Consider the following 21,021-nt stretch of genomic DNA (forward strand, 5'->3'; position numbering starts at 1 on the left):
GAGAGGCCGCGGACGGGTCCGCGTCGGCCCGCTCGGGGCATGGGCGGCGCGGCCGTGCAGCAGCAGGCAGCAGGTCGTGTCGTGCCGTCGAGGCAACCGATGTCGTGGTCACGATGGGCTGCGGTGACGCCTGCCCGGTGTCCCCCGGGGAACGCTACGTGGACTGGCCGCTCACCGATCCCGCCGGCACGGCCGCGGCGGAGATCCGGCCGATCCGCGGGGACGTCGCCGCCCGGGTCCGCGGGCTCGCGGGGGCCTCTGCGGTACCCCGACCTCCGCCGTGCGTCCTCAGCGCAGCAGGACCGACCGCAGGGGGCGGCGCGGGGTGGCGGGGAGCGGGTCGGCATAGGTGGCCGGCCAGCCCAGCCGCAGGACGATCTGCGGGTGCTCGGGGACGCGCAGGACGTGCGTGCGCAGGGCGTCCCGGACCGTGTCGACCTCGGTCGCCTGGCTGAGCGGGGTGGACGCCAGACCGGCGAGCGTGGCGGCCAGCAGCACGGCGCTGACGGCTTCGCCGGCGCGGAGCCGGTCGAGGACCCGGTCGTCCGCGGTGGCCACGACCATGAACTCGGCGGCGTCGTCGGTGCCGCCGTGCCCGGTGAGTTGGCGTCCCTCGCGCAGCCGCCCGGCGGGGAAGGCGCGCAGTGGGGGCGAGCTGTCGCGGCGGGGCACGGCGGTCGTCGCCGTGGCCGGGATCCCGTCCCGGGCGGCGGGGAGGCGGTGGGTCCACAGGCGCAGCTCGGCCGGGTAGCCCGGTGCGGACCGCTGCAGCCGGCCGGCGTCGCCGAGGGCGAGGGCGAGCCGGTCCCGGGCGGCCGCGCCGACGACGGGCACCAGGAGGGCCCCGGCCCGCCGGGCCTGCTCGGCCAGGTGCTCCAGCAGTTCGGCGGGCACCGGACGGTGGCTCATCCGCCGCCGCTCGGTCCGGCGGGCGGCGATGGCCGGGAACAGGTCGGCGTCGGCTGCGGCCGGTCGTCCCGGTCCGATCGACACGGACGCGAGATGCGTGGAGTCCTCGGGATCGGGCAGCCGGTCGACGACCGCGGCGGCGCCGTGCGCGGCCAGCGCGACGGTCAGGTGGTGCAGTGCCGCCCCGCAGCTGAGGACGAGGTCGCGCCGGTCCGGGTCGGTCACCTGCAGGTGCCGGTCGGGGTCGGCGTGCAGCTCCACCGACTCCGGGGTGATCCGCCAGCGCCACGGCTGGGAGTTGTGCACCGAGGGGGCGCGCAACGCCTCGTCGAGAGCGGCCGTCGGTATCGGTGGCACGGGATCGCCCCTCCTCGCGGTGTGCGGTGCTGGCCGGTCCAGCCTCGGTCGTCCGAGCGGCCGTCGCCAGGATCGTCCGGCCCCGGATGCGGGACCTTCGGCCCGGATCGGACGCCGTGGCGGGGTCCTACGGTCGGAACGGACAGGGGGTTGCCGTGGATGCCTGGACGTTGACCTTCGAGGGCTGGGACCCCGCCGACGAAGGGCGCCGGGAGGCCCTGACGACCCTGGGCAACGGCCGGTTCGCCACCCGCGGGGCGGCGCCCGAGAGCCGGGCCGACGGCGTGCACTACCCGGGGACCTACGCCGCGGGCGTGTTCGACCGCGTCCGCGACGAGATCGACGGCGAGGTCGTCGAGTCCGAGAGCATGGTCAACCTGCCGCACTGGGCGGACCTGCGCGTCGCCGTCGAGGACGGGCCGTGGATCTCCGCGGACGGGGCCGAGGTGCTGGAGCACCGGGTGGCGCTGGACCTGCGCCGCGGGCTGCTCACCCGCCGCACCCGGTTCGCCGACGCCGCGGGGCGGATCACCGTGCTGCGCCAGCGCAGCTTCGTGCACCGGACGCTGCCGCACGTGGCCGGCCTGCACACGGTGCTGGTGGCCGAGAACTGGTCGGGGAACCTGCGGATCGAGTCCGGGATCGACGGCGCCGTCCGCAACGCGGGCGTGTCCCGCTACGCCGCCCTCGACGGCCGCCACCTGGACGTCGTCACGACCGGGGAGCCGGACGGGTCCACGCTGCTGCTCGTCGCGCGGACGCGCCAGTCGCGGTTGCGGGTGGCGGTGGCGGCCCGTACGACCCTGGAACCCGGCACGGCCGTCGACGAACGCTCACTGCACCGCCGGCCCGACCGCGTCGCGCACGTCCTGCGGTGCGCGGTGCGGGCGGGGGAGCCCGTCGCGGTCGAGAAGGTCGTCGCCGTGGTCACCTCGCGCGACGGCGCGGTGTCCGAACCGGCCGTGGCGGCCGTGGAGGTGCTGGCCGGCACGGCGGGCTTCGAGGAGCTGCTGGCCGGTCACGAGCTGGCCTGGCAGCAGCTCTGGCGGCGTTACCGACTCGACCTGGTCCGCCATCCGGCCGCGCTCGCCACGGAGACGCTGCGCACCCTGCGGCTGTGCACGTTCCACGTGCTGCAGGCGGTCTCCGAGCACAACCAGGACCTCGACGCGGGCGTCCCGGCCCGCGGCCTGCACGGCGAGGCCTACCGCGGCCACGTCTTCTGGGACGAGCTGTTCGTCTACCCGATGCTCACCCTGCGCACGCCCGCGGTGACCCGGGCGCTGCTGCGGTACCGCGTGCGGCGCCTCGACGCGGCCCGGCGCGCGGCGCGGGCCGCGGGCCACACCGGCGCGATGTACCCGTGGCAGTCCGGCAGCGACGGCCGGGAGGAGAGCCAGCGCCGCCACCTCAACCCGCGGTCCGGCCACTGGCTCCCCGACACCTCGCACCTGCAGCGGCACGTCGGCCTGGCCGTCGCCTACAGCATCTGGCAGTACTACCAGGCCACCGGCGACCGCGAGTTCCTCTCCGACCACGGGGCCGAGGTGCTGCTGGAGGTGGCGCGGTTTTTCGCCGGCCTCGCCCGCCACGATCCGGTGACCGACCGCTTCCGCATCCGCGGTGTGATGGGGCCCGACGAGTACACGACCCGCTACCCCGGCTCCGACCGGCCGGGCATCGACGACAACGCCTACACCAACGTCATGACCGTGTGGCTGCTGCGCCGCGCCGAGGACGTCCTCGCCGCGCTGGAACCGATCCGACGCACCGAGCTCGTCGAGTCGCTGGACCTGGGCCCCGCCGAGCAGCTGCGCTGGCGCGACGTCAGCCGCCGGATGTTCGTGCCGATCGCCGCCGACGGGGTGATCAGCCAGTACGCGGGCGCCCACGACCTGCCCGATCTCGACTGGGCCGGCTACCGCGCCCGCTACGGCGACCTGTCCCGGCTCGACCGCATCCTGGAGGCGGAGGGCCGGTCGGTCGACGACTACCAGGTCTCCAAGCAGGCCGACGTGCTCATGCTGTTCTACCTGCTCTCCGCCGACGAGCTGCGCGCCCTGCTCGGCGGGCTCGGCTACGGCCTGCCGCCCGAGGCCATCCCGGCGACGATCGAGTACCACCTGTCCCGGACCGTGCACGGCTCCACGCTCAGCGCCCTGGTGCACGCCTGGGTCCTGGCGCGCGGGCACCGGGAGCACGCCGTCGAGTACTTCGAGCGCGCCTTGTCCAGCGACGTGGCCGACATCCAGCGCGGGACGACCGCTGAAGGCGTGCACCTCGGGGCGATGGCCGGGTGCGTCGACCTCCTGCAGCGCTGCTTCGCCGGCCTGGAGACCCGGGAGGACGCGCTGTGGTTCGACCCGCACTGGCCGCGGCGCTTCGGCCGGCTCGACTTCTCCGTGCAGTACCGCCACCACCAGCTGACGGTGAGCGTCGGCGACCGCACCGTCCGGGTGGTGTCCGAGCCCGGACCCGGGTCGCCGATCCGGGTCGGCAGCGGCGACCGGCTGAGCGAGCTGCGACCGGGCGAGGCGGTGGTCTTCTCGGCCTCCGGGAGCTCCGGGGACCCGGACGCCGCGCCACCGGACGCTGTTCAGGCGGCGAACTCGAGGTCTCCGCGCCGGGGCTCGTCGATCCGGTCGCCCGAGCCCTCCTGAGGGGTGCGGCCGGGGGATCCGGCCTCGCCGTCGGCCGCGCAGAGGCAGGGGTGCCAGTGGTCGTATCCCCAGCAGGTGTCGCACAGCACGGGTTGCCCCCTCGGTCGCGGGTCCGGACCCGATCGGGTCCGGTCGTCCAGGGTGCGCCGCGCCGGGCCGGTGGAGCAGGGGCCTTTCGTCCCGGGGCCGCGGTCCGGTCGCCGGGACGACGGTGCACCTGGGGCATCGTGAGGTGGGTCCGACGGCCCTGTCGCGGATTCCGGATCAGCGGGACCGTCGACGCATGACCACGACCGATCTCGACCGCAGCCCCGGGCCGGACCCGGCCCGACCCCGCCGTCGCCATCCGCGACCCCTGCTGCTCGCCGTCGCCGTCGCCGTCGCCGTGACGGGCGTGGTCGTCACGGTCGCGACGCTGGTCGGCGGCCCGTCCCCGTCCGGTCCGCCGCAACCCGGTCCGTCCGTGCCCACCGCCACCGCCGCGCCGCCGATCACCACAGGGGCGGACGCCCGGCCGTCGGCGGAGCAGCCGACGGCCTCGGCGCCGGCCACGCCGGTCCCGACCGGCGCAGGACCAGCTCCGACCCCCGGACCGGTCAGTGCGGTGACGGCCGTGTGGCCCGACGCCGCAGCAGGCGTCCGCTACACCGATCCGGTCGCCGCTGCCACCGGGTTCGCCAGGGGGCTGGCGGGTTTCCGCGACCCGGTGCCCGGTCCGTTCCTGCCCGGGGACGGCCGTTCCGGGGAGGTGGAGGTGCGCCCCCGCGCGGGCGGCCCGGTCACGACCGTGTTCGTCCGCATCCTGGAGGACGGGACGTGGTGGGTGCTCGGCTCGGCGAGCGGAGACCTGCTGCTCGACGTCCCCGGCGCCGGTGACCTCGTCGGGTCGCCGGTCCTGCTGCAGGGCCGGGCCGTGGCGTTCGAGGGCCACGTCGACGTGCGCATCGTCGAGGACGGTGGCACCGCGCCGCTCGCCGTCGGCTTCGCCACCGCGGGCGGGGACGTGCTGCGCCCGTTCGCCGTCACGGTCGCGCTCGACCGCGCGCCGGTCGCCGCCCACGGTGCGGTCGTGCTGAGCACGGCGAGCGGGGAGGACGGTCAGGTGTGGCAGGCGAGCGTCGTCCGCGTCCGGTTCGTGCCGTGACGGCCCGGAGCTGACGGTGGTGACCGCGCGGGCCGCCGGGCGGGACGCGTCGCGCGCGGCGGCCGGGAACCGACCCGGGGAGCCGGCCCCGACGCCCGGTGACCCGCTCCGGGGTCCGATCACCGGACGGGGTCCCGGTCCGGGCCCTGCCGCCGTCCGCGGCCGCAGGACCGGGACCGGCCGAGACCCGGTCGTCACCGCCGCGATCGGCACCCCGCCCTCCAGCACCGCCGATGGGGCCGACGAGGACCCCGGCGAGGGGGCCGCGGAGGCGTGGCTCGCCGTGCTCTCGCTGCACGGTGACTTCGACGACGACGAGTGGGCCGCGCTCTGCGGCGACGGCGACGGGGCCGGCGAGGAGGCGGCCGGTGGACGGGACGCCCCCGCGGCGGGTGTGCCGCCGCAGCGCCGTCGAGGCCCCCGGACCGGGGTACGCAGGGATGCGGCCCGCGCGTCGAACGGCTGATCATGCGGACCGGGGGTCCCCCGGGTGCGGGTCGACCGGCCCTGCCGGCCGGGGATGAACCGGTCGACCCTGGGCGGGGACACGGGGCGGGTGGACGTGTGCGGCGGGGACAGTGCCGTGCTCGTGGCGGGGAGGTGGACGGCATGACGACGGCTGCGACGGTGAGAAGCAGGGCGGGCCGGGCGCTGACGGTTGCGCTCGGTGCGCTGCTGGCGGTGACGGGCGCGCTTCTCACGGCGCCGGTGGCGGCGGCCGACGACGCCCCTCCCGCCCGGGCCGCGGTGTTCACCCGGGGCGCGGACCCCGGCCCCCGCGTCGTCACCCTGACGCTGGACGCCGACTGGTACACCCCCGGTGACGTGCCGCGGGTGCTGCAGATCCTGCGGGACAACGGGATCACCGCCGGGTTCGCCCTCACCGGCCGCTACGTGGAGCGCTATCCGGACCAGGTCCGGGCGATCGCCGCCGCGGGGCACAAGCTGATCAACCACAGCTACGACCACCCGGCGTTCACCGGTCTGACCACCGCGCAGCGTGCCGACCAGCTCGACCGCGCCGAGGCGGCGTTCCGGCGGCTGGGCCTGACCACGGCCGGGTGGTTCCGGGCGCCCTACCGGGACGGCTACCTCGACGACGGGGTGCGCGCCGACCTGGCCGCGCGCGGGGACTGGATCAGCTACGACTGGACGTTCGACACGACCGGTTACCTCGGCGTCCCCAGTGAGGTGATCCTGGACCGGGTGCGCCGCTACACCGTGCCGGGCGGGATCGTGCTGATGCACCTGAGCTCGGACTCCACGGACACGGCGGCGTTGCCGGCCGTGATCGCGACGTTGCGGGGGATGGGGTACGGCTTCACCGACCCCTACCGCAGCGTCACGCGCGGGGCGATCGGCTGGCACTACGCCGGGCTGGGCGCGCAGCGCTCGGTGCTGGGCGACCCGCGCACGGCCGAGATGGTCGCGACGACCGCCGGCACGGCCGTGCAGTGGTTCGAGGGGGGCCGCGTCTACTGGCGCGACGCCCTGGGCGCCCACGAGGTGCACGGGGCGATCGGCGCCCGGTTCGCCGGGCTGGGGTCGGTGACGTCGCTGCTGGGGTTCCCGGTCACCGACGAGACGCCCACCCCGGACGGCACGGGTCGCTTCAACCACTTCGAGCACGGTGGGTCGCTGTACTGGACGCCCGCGACGGGTGCGCGGCTGGTGTACGGCGCGATCCGGGCGAAGTGGGCGTCGCTGGGCTGGGAACGCGGGTTCCTGGGCTACCCGGTGGGCGACGAGGTCGGGGTCACCGGCGGGCGGGCCTCGCAGTTCCAGGGCGGCAGCGTGTACTGGTCGGCCGCCACCGGGGCGCACGAGGTGCACGGCGCGATCCTGGGCCGCTACCTGGCCCAGGGCGGCACGGCGGGCCGGTTGGGCCTGCCGGTGTCCGACGAGTACACGGTGCCCGGCGGGCGCCGCAGCGACTTCCGGGGCGGCTGGCTGCGCTGGGACGCCGTGACGGGGGCGGTCACGACCGGCAACCCGTGACTCCGCCGCGGTCGGCTCGGTGAGCCACCGCGATCGTCGAGGCGTGGACGGGCCGGGGTGTCCCGTCGCGCCCGAGCTCGTCGGGGTCTCGGGATCGGGTGGACGGCAGGGATGTGCCGGAGACCGGGCACCCGTCCGTCGGCAAGGTGCCCGGCCCCCGGCTCGCGCCACTCGTCTGCTCCCCAGCGACGAGTGGATGTCCGAGGGCGATCCGTGGCCCGGAGTCGAGGATCGCATCGGCACCGGGCCCGCCGACCGGGCCGGAGGTCCCCCGCGAACCGCCGTAGGTCACCCCGTTCGGCCACCGTCACCGCGGCCACCGTCGGCGCCGCGGTCTCGGTCCTCGGGGTCCTCACCGCGTGCGTCCGCGACGGACTGCGGCACTCGGCGGCGTCGTGATCCCGGCGTCGGACCCGGACCACTGTGGACAGGACCACTGTGGACAGGGCCGTTGTGGACAGGGATCGCTGCGGGTGGCGGGTGGCCGGTGATCGCGATCCTGCACCCGCTGACAGGGACTCCCTCCAGGTGCGGTGGGGACTTGCGACCGTGGTGCCCGCCGCGCACCTGGGGGAACGGTGGGACCACCGGGCCCGAACGGTCCCGGCCGGATCGGACGAGGAGGACACATGGACGGCGAGGGCACCGGGACGGTCGTGGTGGGGGTGGACGGTTCCCCGGGATCGCGGGCGGCTGTCGAGCACGCACTGGAGGACGCTGCCCGCCGCGGGGCGCGGCTGCGGGCGGTGGTGGCGGCCCAGCTGCCGGAGTACTGGGCGACGGCCTACGGGATGGTGGCGCCGCCGCCGATCTCGGAGGTCCTCGCGAGTGCGCGGGACGCCGGCCAGGAGATGGTGGACGAGGTGCTCGCAGCCCGGCCCGACCTGGCGGCGCGGGTGGAGGTGTCGGTGGAGGCGCGGGCCGGGGCAGCCGGACGGGTCCTGCTCGACGCTGCGGACGGCGCGGACGTGCTGGTGATCGGCCACCGCGGACGCGGCGCCATGAGCAGCGCCATGCTCGGCTCGGTCGGTCTGCACTGCGTGCTGCACGCGTCGTGCCCGGTGACGATCGTCCGGTCGACCCGGGTGGCGGAGGCGGTCGCCCGGCCCGAGGCGGCCGCGGTGCCGGTGTGAGGTGGCTTCTCCGGCCCTTCGACCCCCCGCGGGGGGTCGGAAGGCGGAGGCGCCGCAGGGGGCCCGGGGGGAGTCTGGGGATGTCCGTGACACCGGTACGAGGAGGATTCGAATGAGCACGCTGACCCGCCGCGAGCGCGGCGCTGACCTGGCCCGCCGCTTCTCCATGATGGACGGGGTCTTCGAGGAGTGGATGCGGTCGCTGCCCATGCGCCGGCCGTTCGGGCTCGGGTGGGACTGGCCGGGCGAGGAGCTGATCCGCGTGGACGAGTTCTGCGACGGTTCCACGGAGGTCATCCGGGCCGAGCTGCCCGGGATCGACCCGGCGAAGGACGTGGAGCTGACCGTGGCGGACGGGATCCTGCGGATCCGGGCCGAGCGCCGGACCGACGAGAAGACCGAGGACAAGGGCTACACCCGGCACGAGATGCGCTACGGCAGCCTCACCCGCACGCTGCCCCTGCCCGAGGGTGTGCAGGAGTCCGACATCTCGGCCACCTACCGGGACGGGATCCTGGAGGTCCGGGTCCCGTTCGCGGAGCCGCAGGCGAAGGCTGAGCCCAAGAAGATCGACATCAAGTCCTGACGGTCCCGGCCCGGTGTCCGACAGCGCGGCGCACGACCTGCGACATCCGCAGGTCGGACGCGACTGTGGAGGCCGGGCCGGATGGGAAGCGTGGATGGCCGGCCACCGCCCGGCGGGCGGTGCAGCACCGGGTCGGCGTGTCGCTGTCGGTGCCGATGATCGTCGACGGCAGCGCGGTCGGCGCCGTGAACCTCTACGCACCCGCGGCGGGTTCCCGGCCGACCGCGACCGGGCTTACCGGTCCGCCGACCAGGCCGTCGGCGTCGTGATGGCGACCGGCCGGCGGTCGTCAGCGGGCCGGGGTGACCAGGCCGTGGTGCCCGTCGTGGCACCGGTCCCCGCCCGCACCCACGGCCGAAGGTGACCAGGCCGCGGGTGCGGAGCCCCGGTCCGGTCCCGCCCACACGCACCCGGGGCCCGGATACTCCGGACGACCGGACGGGGCCCACCGGCCCCTCCCGCACCGGGCGGCGGCGGCGGCATGCTCGTGTCGGGCGGTGGGCGACCGGCCCGCCGCGAACCCCACAGGAGGTCCGTCGTGGGTGACCCGGTCGTGCACTTCGAGATCGGCGGCAGCGACGCCGAGCGTTCCCGCGCGTTCTACGGCGGCCTGTTCGGGTGGTCGGTGCGCACCGATGACCGCGGCTACGGGCTGGTCGCCACGGGCTCCGACGTCGGTATCGCCGGGGGGATCATGCAGACGCCGCCCGAGGTGCCGCCGTGGGCCACCTTCTACGTCGGCGTGGCCGACGTGGAGAAGTCGCTCGCCCGCGCCGAGGAGCTGGGCGGCCGGCGGCTCATGGGCCCGGTCCTCGTCGAGGGCGTGGGCGAGATGGGGATGTTCGCCGATCCCGACGGCAACCCGGTCGGTGTGTTCGCGCAGTCGTGAGGCGGCGCCGGCGATGCACCGCCCGCGGCAGGCCACCGGCCGCCCCGGACGCGGGATCCGCGGTGCCGGTGGGCCCACCGGCTGGTCACGGCCGGTACCTCCGGTGCGCCGGTCGACGGAGGTCCGCGTCGCCCGTCCGGGTCGAGCGGGACGTGCCCGGCGCGGCCAGCGTGAAGTAGCTCTCCTCCTCCTGGGCGAAGTGCAGCCGGAGGATGGTGTCGAGGCCGTACAGGGTCGCCAGGACGTCCTCGACCCGGTCCTCGGGCAGCGGGGCGTCGCCGGCCAGTGCGAGGTGCACCCCGAGCCGGGCGGTGAGCCGCTCGATCTCGGCGTGGGTGCGGCTCATCGTGGCGGTCGCCTCGGGGCCGCCGAGCGGCGCGGCGAGTGCGGGGTACAGCTCGGTCTCCTCAGCGCGCTCGTGCGGCAGGATGTCCTCGACCAGCGCGGTGTGCGCCCGCCGCACGGCGTCGAGCGCGTCCCCGGATGGGCCGATGGCCAGCCGGCTAGCCGCGTCGCGCAGCAGGGGTAGCACGGCGGACAGCGTGTCGTGCTCGGCGGAGAAGCGGTGCAGCAGCTCCTCGGTGCGCGGGGTCAGCGGCGGGGTCTCGTCGCGTCCGGGACGGAGTGCACGCAGCGCGTTGAGGATCACCGCGACGTCGATGCCCTCCTGCAGCAGCGCTCCCGCGGCCGGCGGCAGCAGCCCGGCCGCGGCGAACGCCATCGCCACGAGCGAGAGCCCCATCCCGACCGCGGCGCTCTGCACCGCGATCCGCCGCGCCCGCCGGGCGATCTCCATGGCGTCGGCGAGGTGGTCGAGCCGGTCGACGGTGAGCACGACGTCGGCCGCCTCGGACGACGCGGACGCGCCGCGGGCGCCCATCGCCACCCCCACGGTGGCCGCGGCGAGTGCGGGGGCGTCGTTGACGCCGTCCCCGACCATGACGGTGACGTCCCGCTCGCGCTCGGCGCGGACCGCCGCGACCTTGTCGGCGGGGGACTGCCCGGCCCGGACCTCGTCGAGCCCCAGCACGGTGCCGATCTCGCGGGCCGGTTCGGCGCGGTCGCCGGTGAGCAGCACGAGCCGGCGGAACCCGGCTGCACGCAGCCGGCGCAGGGTGCGCGGGGCGTCGCGGCGCAGCGGGTCGCGCAGCAGCACCGCGCCGACGACCTGCCCGTCGACGGTGACCCAGGAGACGGCGGTCCCGTCGAGCACGGCGCGGCCGAGCGCGGTGCGGGCCCAGCCCTCCTCCGGTGCCGGGCCCGGGCGCTTCCCGACCTCGACGGCCCGCCCGTCCACGTGTGCGGAGACCCCCCGGCCGGGCCGCTCGGTCACGTCCACGGGCATCGACAGCGGCAGGCCCCGGCGGCGGGCCGCGGCCAGGACGGCCCTGGCCAGCACGTGCGGGGAGAGCTGGTCGGCCGACGCGGCGACGGCGAGCACGTCGTCCGGACGCCACGCGGGCGCCGCGGCGACCTCCACCACGACGGGTCGCCCGGCCGTCAGCGTCCCGGTCTTGTCCAGCATCAGGGTGCGGGCGCGGCCCAGGTTCTCCAGCGCCCCGCCGCTGCGGACCACCACGCCACGGCGCGACGCCCGGGACAGCCCGGACACGATCGCGACCGGGGCGGCGAGCAGCAGCGGGCAGGGCGTCGCGACCACCAGCACGGCGACCGCCCGCACCGCCGACCCGCTGACCAGCCACGCCGCTCCCGCGACGGCCAGTGACAGGGGCAGGAACCAGGCCGCGTAGCGGTCGGCGAGGCGGACCACCGGCGCGGTGTCGGCTCCCGCCTCCTGCGCGAGCCGGACGATCCCGGCGTAGGTGCTGTCGTCCGCGGTGGCCTCGGCGCGGAGCCCGAAGGCCGCGCCGGCGTTGACCACCCCGCTGCGGACCGCCTCCCCGACGGCGCGCTCGACGAGCCGCGACTCCCCGGTGAGGACCGACTCGTCCAGCGCGGCCGCGACGTCGGCGACCCGCCCGTCGACGGGCACCACCTCGCCGGGCCCGACGACCAGCAGGTCCCCGGGGCGGACCGCGTCCAGCGCGACGGTCTCCAGCACGTCCCCGACCCGCCGGCGCGCCGAGCGCGGGGCGTGCTCGAGCAACGCGCGCAGGTCCTTCGACGCCCGGCGCTCGGCCGCGCCCTCCAGGGTCCGGCCGGTCGCGACCATGACCGCGATCAGCGCCCCGGCCAGGTACTCGCCGACGACGAGGGTGCCCACCAGCGACAGCACCGCGAGCAGGTCGACCCCGGCGCGGCCCCGGCGCAGCGCCACCACGACCCACCCCACGCTCGGGACGAGCGCCACGACGGTCCCGGCGGCCCAGCACGCGGCGGCGACGGCCGGGCGGCCGGCGGCCGTCGCGACCAGGCCGGCGAGCAGCCCGCCGAACGTGGCGAGCAACAGGCCGCCCTCCACCAGGGTCCTTCCGCCGCCGAACCGCATCGCCGCCTCCATCACCGTCCCGACCGGTCGCGACCCGGACATCACGTCGCCGGACCAGCCTCCCCGGCGTGCGGCGCCCCCGGCCAGGGTCGCCGGACCCCGGTCGGGTGGCCGGGGACGGGACGAACGGACCGGGCGACCGGTGGCTTCCGGTCCTGCCGCCGAGCCGCGCGGGGGAGCAGCATCGACCGCGTCAGAGGAGCTGGAGATGAGGTTCACCTGGAAGGACGCGGTGGCCGCGGTTCTGGTCGCGGCGATCGTGGTCCCGTACGTCGGCTACCTGGTGCGGGGCGAGATGCCCTTCGTCCAGGACCCGCGCGGCATGGCTGCCACCGGTATCGCGTTCGGTCTGGTCGCGGCTCTGCTCGCCGGGCGCGCGGCGTTCGACCCGGGCGCGCTGATCCGGACGGCACTGGGCACGGGCGTGCCCGCGCTCGGTCTCGGTGTCGCCGCGGCGTGGACCGGGTACGGGTACCTGCTGGCGGCGTTCGTGATCGCGATCGTCGTGACGTGGGCACTCGGCACCCTGATCCACACCCGCGCCCTGCCGCCCGCGAGGACCGCCGGGCACGTGCGCCAGCACGTCTGACACACAGGAGCCGTGGCCGTCACCGGCCTGCGGCCACGGCTCCACCGTTCCCCCGTCCCGACGCCGGTGCAGGAGTGACACCCGATGACCGATCCACGACGTGTCGGCGGGCAACTGCGCCGGGCGGCCGACCTGCTCCGGTGCGGTGGTCTCGGCGCCGCCCGCGGTCCGTGGCTGTGGGCGGACCCGGACCCGGAGGCGGGGGCGGGGGAGCGGACGGGGCGCCCGACGAGCCCGAAGGACCTCCCGGCCTTCCCCGTGCACCCCGACCCGCACCGCGGACCCGGCCGGGCCGACGCCGCACTCGTGGACGACGCGGTCCGGTGGCCCGAGGTCCCCGCACCCCGGTCGGCGTCGTGCGGTGCCGCGCGGGTGGCGTCGGGGATCGCCCGGCCGCTGGCCGACCTTCTCGACGCGCTGGCGCCGCAGGTGGTCGCAGCCGTGGACGCCGGTGGGTCCCTGGACGACGAGCCGTTCCGGTCGGCGCTGCGCCTGGCGGCCGCGGTCCTCGGCCCGGCCGGCGCCCGGCCCGGTCCGACCGACTGATCCGGGCCCGACGCGGCGGAGCTACCGGATGCGAGCGAAGGACGTGATGAGCAGCCGGTGATCACGGTGCGGCCGACGTGAGGTGTGCCCGTCCGGACGATGCACCGGTGCCGGGTGGGTGGTTGACTGGCGGCACGGTTGGAGTGACAGCCGCGGGCCTCCGGGGCCGCGCGCGTCCGATCCGGCTCGCGTGGATGGGCGGGCCCCTCGTCGAGCCCGAGGTGAGGTTGCGTTCCTGTGCCGTTCGATGCCCCGCGCCACCCGGTCCCCGAGCCGGCGCCGTCGGCGCCCGTCGCGGATCCGCCGGGCGTGGAGCCGGGTCTGGGACTGCTGGACGTGCCGCGTCTGGAGCTGGATCAGCTGCTCGAGCAGCTGGTGGCCCGCGCCCAGGAGGTGATGGCCACCCAGGGCCGCCTGCGCGGTCTGCTGCGCGCCACCCAGCTGATCACCCAGGACCTGTCGCTGCCGGTGGTGCTGCGCCGGATCGCGGGGGCGGCACGGGACCTGGTCGGGGCCCGCTACGCGGCGCTGGGGGTGATCGCGGCCGACGGGGGGTTGGCCGAGTTCGTGCACGTCGGGATGGCGGACGGGGAGGTCGAGCGGATCGGGCACCTGCCGCAGGGGAAGGGGCTGTTGGGTGCGTTGATCGATGACCCGCGTCCGATCCGGCTGGACCGGATCGCCGACGACCCGCGTTCGGCCGGGTTCCCGGCCGGGCATCCACCGATGGACACGTTCCTGGGTGTGCCGATCCGGGTGCGCGGGGAGGTGTTCGGCAACCTCTACCTGGCCGAGAGCACCCGGGGCGGGTTCAGCGCCGATGACGAGCAGCTCGCCACGGCACTGGCGGCCACCGCCGGGATGGCCATCGACAACGCGCGGCTCTTCGAGGCCGCCCGGGCCCGGCAGGAGTGGTTGCGGGCGACCGCGGCGGTGACGCAACGGTTGCTGTCCCCGGATGTCGACGCGCTGCAGCCGCTGCAGCTGATCGCGCGCAACAGCAGGGAGGTGGCGGGGGCCGACCTGGCCACCGTGGCGCTTCCGGACGGGGACCGGCTGCGGGTGGAGATCGCCGACGGGGATGGCGCGGAGACGCTGCGGGGTACGTTGGTGGCGGCGGAGGGGTCGCTGGCCGGGCGGGTGCTCGACACCGGTGAGCCGTTGCGGGTGGCCGGGCCGCAGGAGCTCCCCGGTCTGGACGCGCTGACCGTCCACGACCTCGACGTCGGCCCGGTGGTCGTGGTGCCGCTGCGGGGGTCGCGCCGGACGCACGGGGTGCTGACGCTGGCGCGGATGTCGGGCAGGGTCGAGTTCAGCGCCGAGGACTCCGACATGGCGGCGGGGTTCGCCAGCCAGGCATCGGTGGCGGTGGAGCTGGCCGAGGCACGCGCTGAGCAGCAGCGTGCGGCGGTGTTCGACGACCGGGACCGGATCGCGGCGGACCTGCACGACCACGTGATCCAGCGGCTGTTCGCGTCCGGGTTGTCATTGCAGAGCATCGCAGCCGCGCTCGGGCCCGGCCGGCACAACGAGCGCATCACCGGGACGATCGGTGACCTGGACGCGACGATCCGGCAGATCCGCACCACCATCTTCCAGCTCCAGCGCTCGGGTGACGCTGCGTCGGACGGGGTGCGGGGTCGGCTGCTGGGGGTGGTCGCGGAGGTGGCGCCGGCGCTGGGCCGTGATCCGGAGGTGCGGTTCGGTGGGCTGCTGGACACGCTGCCCGACGAGGTGGTGGAGGACCTGCTGGCGGTGTTGCGCGAGGCGTTGAGCAACGTCGCCCGGCACGCCCGGGCCCGCTCCAGCGAGGTCGAGGTGACGGCCGAGGCGGGTCGCCTGTGTCTGGAGGTCCGTGACGACGGTGTCGGGGTCGGTGACACGGGGCGGTGCAGCGGCCTGGCCAACATGCGACGCCGGGCGGAGCGCCACGGCGGCACCCTCACGGTGACCCCCGGCCGGCCCAGCGGCACCCGCCTGTGCTGGACCGTCCGGGTCTGAGGACCGGACGACCCACGGCGGTGTCGGCGCCGCCGGCCGGGTGTCACCCGCGCGACGGGCCGGACGGCCCCCGCCGCCGGGACGGTCGCCGCTGCCGCCGGACGGGCCGTCGCGGCCATCATCGTCCGACGGTCGACGGTCGACGGTGGGTGCGGTGTGGAGGACGGGATGACGCGGCGACAGCGTCCCGCCGACGGGCGGACGGCCAGAGCGGGTCGGCGGTTCACCGATGTCCTGGAGGACCTGGCCGCATGGATACTGACCTCGGCGGGGGCGTTCGTGCTGGTGGCGGCGATCCTCAGCGGGTTCGCAGCGCATGCGGACGCGGCCCTGCGCGTCCGCGAGGAGCGGGCGACCCGCACGACCGCCGAGGCGGTCCTGCTCACCGACGCCCCGGTCGTCAGAGGGGCGAAGGGCTCGGCTCCCGGCCGGGTCCGGGTCGAGGCCCGCTGGACCGCCCCCGACGGGTCCCTCCGCACCGGGCAGGTGTCGGCGGCGGCGGGCGCGCCGGCGGGTAGCCCCGTGACCGTCTGGGTCGACCGCGACGGTCGCACCGTGGCCCCGCCCGCCGACGAGGCGGGCGCCATGGCTGTCGGCGGGATCGTGGCGGGAGGTCTGCTGCTGATCGGGGGACTCGTGCTCGGCTCGTGCTGGGCCGGTGTCCGGCTGGTCACCGGCCGGGTCAACGCGGCGCGCTGGGAGCGCGAGTGGGCCCGGGTCGGACCCGAGTGGAGCGGTGAACGGAGGTGACCGTCCCGACGTCGGCCAGGCGGGTCGGACCTCGGCGCCGCGCCGCGCCGCATCGGACGGCGGTTACCCGCCGGTGGTTCCGGCCCCTGTCACCCCGGCTCTCGTCACCCCGACCCCTGTGGCCGCGTCCTCGGAGGTGCATGGACCGGCACGACGGAGCCGGCACCCGCGCAGTGCCCGGTCGCGCAGCGCGGCCCGGGTCTCCGGCACCTCCAGCGGCTCGCTGAGCGGGCAGCCGGCCATCCCCACCTGCGTGGCGAGCAGCACCACCGCGCTGAGCGCCTCCCCGGCCCGCAGCCGCGACGGTGGGTCGTCCCCCGTGGTGCCGAGGACGGCGAACAGCGCCCCGTCGGGTTCGACGGGGAACGGCTGCTCGATGGTCCCCTCGGCGTACCGGCGCGCCCCGGGCGTGCTGGCCGGGGTGTGCAGGCGGTTGCGGGCCGGGATGCCGTCCCTGCCGTCGGACCGCCCGGCCCACAGCGCCGACTCGATCCGTCGCCCCGGCCGGTCGGGGGACCGCGCGGCGTCGGCGATCGCGGTGAGCAGCGCCCTGCGGGTGTGCGGTTCGGGACCGGGTGCAGCCTCGCGCCCTGGGCGGCCGCGCGGTCCATCAGCCTGCCCAGCAGCGCGTCGGGCACCCGGCGGTCGCGGAACCGGCGCCGGTCGGTGGTGCGGTGCGCGATCGCCGCCGCCGCGGTGTCGTCGTCACCGGGCAGCGCCGGGTAGGGCTCGAGCACGGCCAGGTGGTCGGGGTCGGCCGGGTCCGGGAAGCGGACGACGGCCGCACCGAACCCGGCCGCGGCGAGGGCGACGCGCGCGTGGTGCAGCGTGGCGCCGCAGCAGGAGGAGGTCACGGCGTCGGGGTCGGTGGCACTGAGCCACCGTCGTGCACCGACGCGGCCCGGCTCAGGGTCGTACGGCATCCGGCCGGTCGGCGGACTCGGACGACGGGGCCGGCGCGGTCGTGCCGTGCGCCGGCTTGTCGGTCACCGACACACCCCCGAACACCGCCGTCGCGTTGACGGTGAGGACGGGCGCGTCGGCCGGAAGAGGCCCGTGGCCCCGCGTCTTGTCCTCGTAGCCGCCGAAGACCGGCAGCCCGCGCAGCACGATCCGCCAGCCCGGCGGCACGAGCACGTCGACGCCCCCGAACAGCGCGAGCGCGTCCACCCGCGCGGCCCGGTCGATGTGCGCGTCGCGCAGGTCGAGCGTGGCGCCGCCGAACATCGCGGAGACCTCGGCGTGGTCGAGGTGCGCGGAGGTGCTGCGGACCGTCGATCCGCCGAGGACCGCCAGCGCGGCGGCCTCGTTCCCGGTCGAGCGCCTGCGGGCCGGCCCGGAGAGCACCAGCAGCCCGACGACGATCAGCAGAGCGGGCCAGAGCAGGTCGCGCAACGGCCAGTCCTGCACGTCGGCGAGCAGCGCGACCCCGATGGTGGTCACCACGAGCGGGCCGAACGACGGGCTCCGCTGGGCGACCATCGCCGCCAGCCCGAGGCCGATCACCACGAGCGGCCACCACCGGGCCGTGACCGTGCCCGCGTCGATCACACCGGCCGCCCCGAGCAGCCCGACGACCCCGAGCCCGATCAGCACGATCCCCATCCACACCCGAACCGGTTGCACGGCTCCTCCTCCCGTTGCGCGGCGGCGTGAGCGCGATCGGCCCGTGTGCGCCGCGGCCGACGTCCTCGGCTGCAGCCATTGCGCCTCCGTCGGGGCGCGCACGGGCACGGGCCACCGGTCCGGATGTGCGGGCCGTCGGGCCGCACAGCGGTGGGACGATCGGCCTCCGGTCGCGGAGCGCGGCGACGGGGATCGGGGTGCCGCCGACGGACTTCCCGGGCGCGTCCCGGTGGCTCAGAGCTCCGCACCGGGGGGCCGTCCCCTGCGCTGCACGGCCTTCTGGACCGCGTCGGCGGCGAACACGGCCGGGATCGCGAGCGCGGCCAGCGCCCACCCCAGCGGCGGGGGCGCGGCGTGGCCGAGGACTCCGGGTACCGGGGGCACCAGGAGGAACACCGCGAGCAGGGCCAGCTCCACCGCCACCGCGCCCAGCAGCAGCGGGTTGCCCCGCAGCGACCACGGTCCCACCGCCCGGCGCTCGCTGCGGCAGGCGAACGCGTTCGCGAGCTGGCCGAGCACGACCACCGTGAACGCGGTGCCGGAGGCGGCGGCCAGCAGCGGCGCCGGGGCGTCGGCGCCCCAGGTCCAGCCCCCGGCCACGAGCACGGCGACGAACGCCGCCAGCTGCACCGCGGCCTCCGTCGGCCCGATGACGCCGAACGCCCGGCCGAGCACGCGCCGGTCCAGGAGCCGGCCGGTGCGGGCGGGGCCCCGCAGCGCCGTGTCCGACGGCGGTTCGGCACCCAGCGCGAGCGCGGGCAGCAGGTCGGTGCCGATGTCGATGGCCAGGATCTGCAGGACCCCCAGTGCCAGCGGGACACCGCCCGCGCTGAGCCCCCAGACCAGGAACGGGGCGAGCTCGGCGACGTTGTCGGTGAGGTGGTAGGTGAGGAACCGGCGGATGTTGGTGAACGTCGCGCGGCCGTAGCGGACCGCGGTGACGATGGTGGCGAAGTGGTCGTCGAGCAGCACGAGGTCGGCGGCCTCCCGGGCGACGTCGGTGCCGCTGCGCCCCATGGCGATGCCGATGTCGGCCTCCCGCAGGGCGGGGCCGTCGTTCACCCCGTCCCCGGTCATCGCCACGATGTGGCCGCGCGAGCGCAGGGCGCGGGCGATGCGCAGCTTGTCCTCGGGGGTGGCCCGGGCCACCACGGCGCCGTCGACGTCGACGGCCGCCGCCAGCCCGGCCTCGTCCGGCGGGAGCTCGGCCGCGACGAGCACCGGGCTGCCGGGAAGGGCGAGCCCGACCTGCTCGGCGATCGCCCGCGCGGTCAGCGGGTGGTCGCCGGTGATCATCATGAGGGCGATGTGCGCGTCCCGGCAGGCGCGCACCGCGCCCGTGACGCCCTCGCGCGGCGGGTCCTGCAGCCCCACGAGGCCGAGCAGTCGCACCCGCCCCTCCAGCGCGGCCGGGTCGGCGTCGACGGCGGCTCCGGGCGGCAGCGGGCCCGCGGCGACGGCCAGCACCCGCAGCCCCCGGCGCCCCATCCGGTCGGTCTCGGGGCCGGCGGCGGCCGCGGCCGGGTCGAGCGGCACGACGGCGTCAGGGGCCCCGGTCACCAGGACGGTCTCCGATCCCGGCGGCCCGACCACCACGAGGCTGCGCCTGCGGACCGGGTCGAACGCGACCCGGCGCAGCTCGGGCCGGTCCGACCCGTCCGCGTCGGGGTCGAGGCCGCAGCGCAGCGCCAGCACGTGCAGCGCGACCTCCATGGGGTCGCCCAGCGGCACCCAGCGCCCGTCCCGGGACACGATCCGCCCCGTCGAGCAGCGGACCGCGGCCATGGCGAGCTCCGCCGTCGCGCGTCCCGCGCCGGAGACCGGGTCCTCGGGCTCCACCACCCCGGCGGGCTCGTAGCCCGAGCCCCGGACCGTCACCGCCCCGCCGGGCGTCCAGACGCGCACGGCCGACATCTCGCCCGCCGTCAGCGTCCCGGTCTTGTCCGTGCAGATCACGGTCGTCGAGCCGAGCGTCTCCACCGACTCCAACCTGCGGACCAGCGCGTGCCGGCCCGCCATCGTGTGCGCGGCCCTGGCCAGCGACAGCGTCACGGTGGGCAGCAGGCCCTCCGGCACGAGCGCGACCGTCACACCGACGGCGAGCAGGAAGCCCTGCGTGAGGTCCATCCCCAGCCACAGCGCGATGCCGAAGAACACGCCGCCGACCAGTACGGCGATGACGGCGACGATCCGCACGACCTGGCTCAGCCGCACCGCGAGCGGGCCCGGCGGGCGCCTCGCCTGGCGGGTCATCGCCGCGATACCGGCCAGGCGGGTCCCGGTCCCGGTCGCGGAGACCACGGCCGCGGCCTCACCCTGCACGACGAACGTGCCCGCATACGCCGTCGCGCCGTCCGCGGGACGGACCGGGGCGCTCTCCCCGGACAGCATCGACTCGTCGACGGCGAGCCCGTCGACGTGGTGCAGCGCCAGATCGGCGCAGATCCGGTCGCCCGCGGCGAGCAGCACGACATCGCCCCGGACGAGCTCCGCGGCCGGTACCTCGACGCGGTGGCCGTCGCGCAGGACGGTCGCGTACAGCGGGAGGAGCTCCTGCAGGCGCTGGCCCGCCCGGTCGGCGCGGTACTCCTGCACGAACGCGAAGACCCCGTTGACGACGATCACCACCGCGATCGCGACCCCCAGCGCCGGCATGCCGCCCACCACGGCGAGCCCGGCGGCGACCCACAGCATCAGCGCGAAGAAATGCGTCAGCTGGAGCAGGAGCAGCAGCAGCGGTGCGGGGGGCCTGGGTGCGGGGAGGCTGTTGGGTCCGTCGAGCTCCAACCTGCGCCGGGCCACGGCGGAGCTCAGCCCGGCCGGTACGGGGGTCGTGGTGGTGGGCATGTGCCGTCCGTGATCGTCGCGGCGCGGGCCGGGTGGCCGCGCGGTCGCCTCGATCGTCGGACATGCGGACGCGGTGGGCCCACGGCCGGACGGCACGGCTTCGCGGGTCGCAGGGCCCCGCCCGCCGCACCCCGCCGCGGGGCGGGCCCCGACGAGCCGGAGGACCGCCACGCCCGTGACCGCCGCGCCCGTGACCGCCGCGCCCGTGACCGCCGCGCCCGTGACCGCCGCGGCGACCGCGGCCATGACGACCCCGGCCGCCGCGCCGACGGCGACCACCTGCCACACCGCCCGGCCCGGCTGTCAGGTGATCACCAGCAGGTTCGTCGGGCGGTCGAGCTCGAGCCACAGCCGGTCCTGCGGCGGGATCGTGCGGCGGGTCATCGAGGCCTCCTCGGCGGGTGCCGGGCGCGGACGACGCCCTCCGGGCTCCTCGGCGCGGGCGAACGTCCCGTTGCGGCCCGCGGGCGACGATGGTCCCGGCCGGACCGGTCCGGCCGACCCTGCCGTCGTGGCGGCACCGCCCCGCAGCATGGC

16 protein-coding genes are annotated in these 21,021 nt (G+C 76.6%); 11 read left to right on the forward strand and 5 right to left on the reverse strand.

The features are described 5' to 3' along the window. Nucleotides 1-288: 288 nt before the first annotated feature. On the reverse strand, nucleotides 289-1,266 hold the full coding sequence (locus tag I4I81_RS05980; protein ID WP_218615867.1) for an Acg family FMN-binding oxidoreductase: 978 nt from the start codon (nucleotides 1,264-1,266) through the stop codon (nucleotides 289-291). Nucleotides 1,267-1,421: 155 nt separating this feature from the next. On the opposite strand from I4I81_RS05980, the gene I4I81_RS05985 reads away from it, so the two are divergent. The 7 genes from I4I81_RS05985 (at nucleotide 1,422) to I4I81_RS06015 (ending at nucleotide 9,676) form a co-directional block, all read left to right on the forward strand. Then, on the forward strand, nucleotides 1,422-3,926 hold the full coding sequence (locus I4I81_RS05985) for a glycoside hydrolase family 65 protein (protein WP_226363778.1): 2,505 nt from the start codon (nucleotides 1,422-1,424) through the stop codon (nucleotides 3,924-3,926). Between the two features lie 283 nt (nucleotides 3,927-4,209). After that, complete coding sequence (locus I4I81_RS05990) at nucleotides 4,210-5,070, forward strand: Gmad2 immunoglobulin-like domain-containing protein (RefSeq protein ID WP_218605640.1); 861 nt, start codon at nucleotides 4,210-4,212, stop codon at nucleotides 5,068-5,070. Nucleotides 5,071-5,089: 19 nt separating this feature from the next. Beyond that, nucleotides 5,090-5,536 carry a hypothetical protein gene (locus tag I4I81_RS05995; RefSeq protein ID WP_218605641.1) on the forward strand — a complete coding sequence of 149 codons (447 nt, stop codon included), beginning with the start codon at nucleotides 5,090-5,092 and terminating at the stop codon, nucleotides 5,534-5,536. A gap of 143 nt (nucleotides 5,537-5,679) precedes the next feature. Then, the gene (locus tag I4I81_RS06000) at nucleotides 5,680-7,068 is read left to right on the forward strand and encodes a polysaccharide deacetylase family protein (protein ID WP_218615868.1); all 1,389 of its coding nucleotides are present in this window, start codon (nucleotides 5,680-5,682) and stop codon (nucleotides 7,066-7,068) included. Between the two features lie 629 nt (nucleotides 7,069-7,697). Next, on the forward strand, nucleotides 7,698-8,201 hold the full coding sequence (locus tag I4I81_RS06005) for a universal stress protein (protein WP_218606289.1): 504 nt from the start codon (nucleotides 7,698-7,700) through the stop codon (nucleotides 8,199-8,201). 112 nt (nucleotides 8,202-8,313) lie between these two features. Further along, complete coding sequence (locus I4I81_RS06010) at nucleotides 8,314-8,787, forward strand: Hsp20/alpha crystallin family protein (RefSeq protein ID WP_218605691.1); 474 nt, start codon at nucleotides 8,314-8,316, stop codon at nucleotides 8,785-8,787. A gap of 538 nt (nucleotides 8,788-9,325) precedes the next feature. After that, on the forward strand, nucleotides 9,326-9,676 hold the full coding sequence (locus tag I4I81_RS06015) for a VOC family protein (RefSeq protein WP_218605692.1): 351 nt from the start codon (nucleotides 9,326-9,328) through the stop codon (nucleotides 9,674-9,676). A gap of 85 nt (nucleotides 9,677-9,761) precedes the next feature. Here I4I81_RS06015 and I4I81_RS06020 read toward each other — a convergent pair whose 3' ends face one another. Beyond that, on the reverse strand, nucleotides 9,762-12,167 hold the full coding sequence (locus I4I81_RS06020; RefSeq protein ID WP_225924499.1) for a heavy metal translocating P-type ATPase: 2,406 nt from the start codon (nucleotides 12,165-12,167) through the stop codon (nucleotides 9,762-9,764). A 166-nt stretch (nucleotides 12,168-12,333) separates the two neighbouring features. Here I4I81_RS06020 and I4I81_RS06025 point away from each other — a divergent pair, with 166 nt between their 5' ends. The 4 genes from I4I81_RS06025 to I4I81_RS06040 all read left to right on the forward strand — a co-directional run bounded on the left by I4I81_RS06025 (nucleotide 12,334) and on the right by I4I81_RS06040 (nucleotide 16,011). Further along, entirely contained in the window at nucleotides 12,334-12,714 is a 381-nt protein-coding gene (locus tag I4I81_RS06025) for a hypothetical protein (protein WP_218605693.1), read from the forward strand. Between the two features lie 84 nt (nucleotides 12,715-12,798). Beyond that, complete coding sequence (locus I4I81_RS06030; protein ID WP_218615869.1) at nucleotides 12,799-13,260, forward strand: hypothetical protein; 462 nt, start codon at nucleotides 12,799-12,801, stop codon at nucleotides 13,258-13,260. Nucleotides 13,261-13,569: 309 nt separating this feature from the next. Next, on the forward strand, nucleotides 13,570-15,261 hold the full coding sequence (locus tag I4I81_RS06035) for a sensor histidine kinase (protein WP_218615870.1): 1,692 nt from the start codon (nucleotides 13,570-13,572) through the stop codon (nucleotides 15,259-15,261). A gap of 168 nt (nucleotides 15,262-15,429) precedes the next feature. After that, a complete protein-coding gene (locus I4I81_RS06040) occupies nucleotides 15,430-16,011 on the forward strand; it encodes an Rv1733c family protein (RefSeq protein ID WP_218605472.1) in 582 nt (193 codons plus the stop codon). Nucleotides 16,012-16,917: 906 nt separating this feature from the next. On the opposite strand, the gene I4I81_RS06050 is transcribed toward I4I81_RS06040, so the two are convergent. The 3 genes from I4I81_RS06050 to I4I81_RS06060 form a co-directional block, all read right to left on the reverse strand. Next, the gene (locus tag I4I81_RS06050; protein ID WP_218605473.1) at nucleotides 16,918-17,637 is read right to left on the reverse strand and encodes a LiaF transmembrane domain-containing protein; all 720 of its coding nucleotides are present in this window, start codon (nucleotides 17,635-17,637) and stop codon (nucleotides 16,918-16,920) included. A gap of 234 nt (nucleotides 17,638-17,871) precedes the next feature. Next, entirely contained in the window at nucleotides 17,872-20,484 is a 2,613-nt protein-coding gene (locus I4I81_RS06055) for a cation-translocating P-type ATPase (RefSeq protein WP_218605474.1), read from the reverse strand. A gap of 303 nt (nucleotides 20,485-20,787) precedes the next feature. Further along, nucleotides 20,788-21,018: a hypothetical protein gene (locus I4I81_RS06060; protein ID WP_218615871.1), complete on the reverse strand. Its 231-nt coding sequence runs from the start codon at nucleotides 21,016-21,018 to the stop codon at nucleotides 20,788-20,790. Between the last annotated feature and the right edge of the window lie 3 nt (nucleotides 21,019-21,021).

The organism is Pseudonocardia abyssalis (assembly GCF_019263705.2).
GTDB lineage: Bacteria > Actinomycetota > Actinomycetes > Mycobacteriales > Pseudonocardiaceae > Pseudonocardia > Pseudonocardia abyssalis.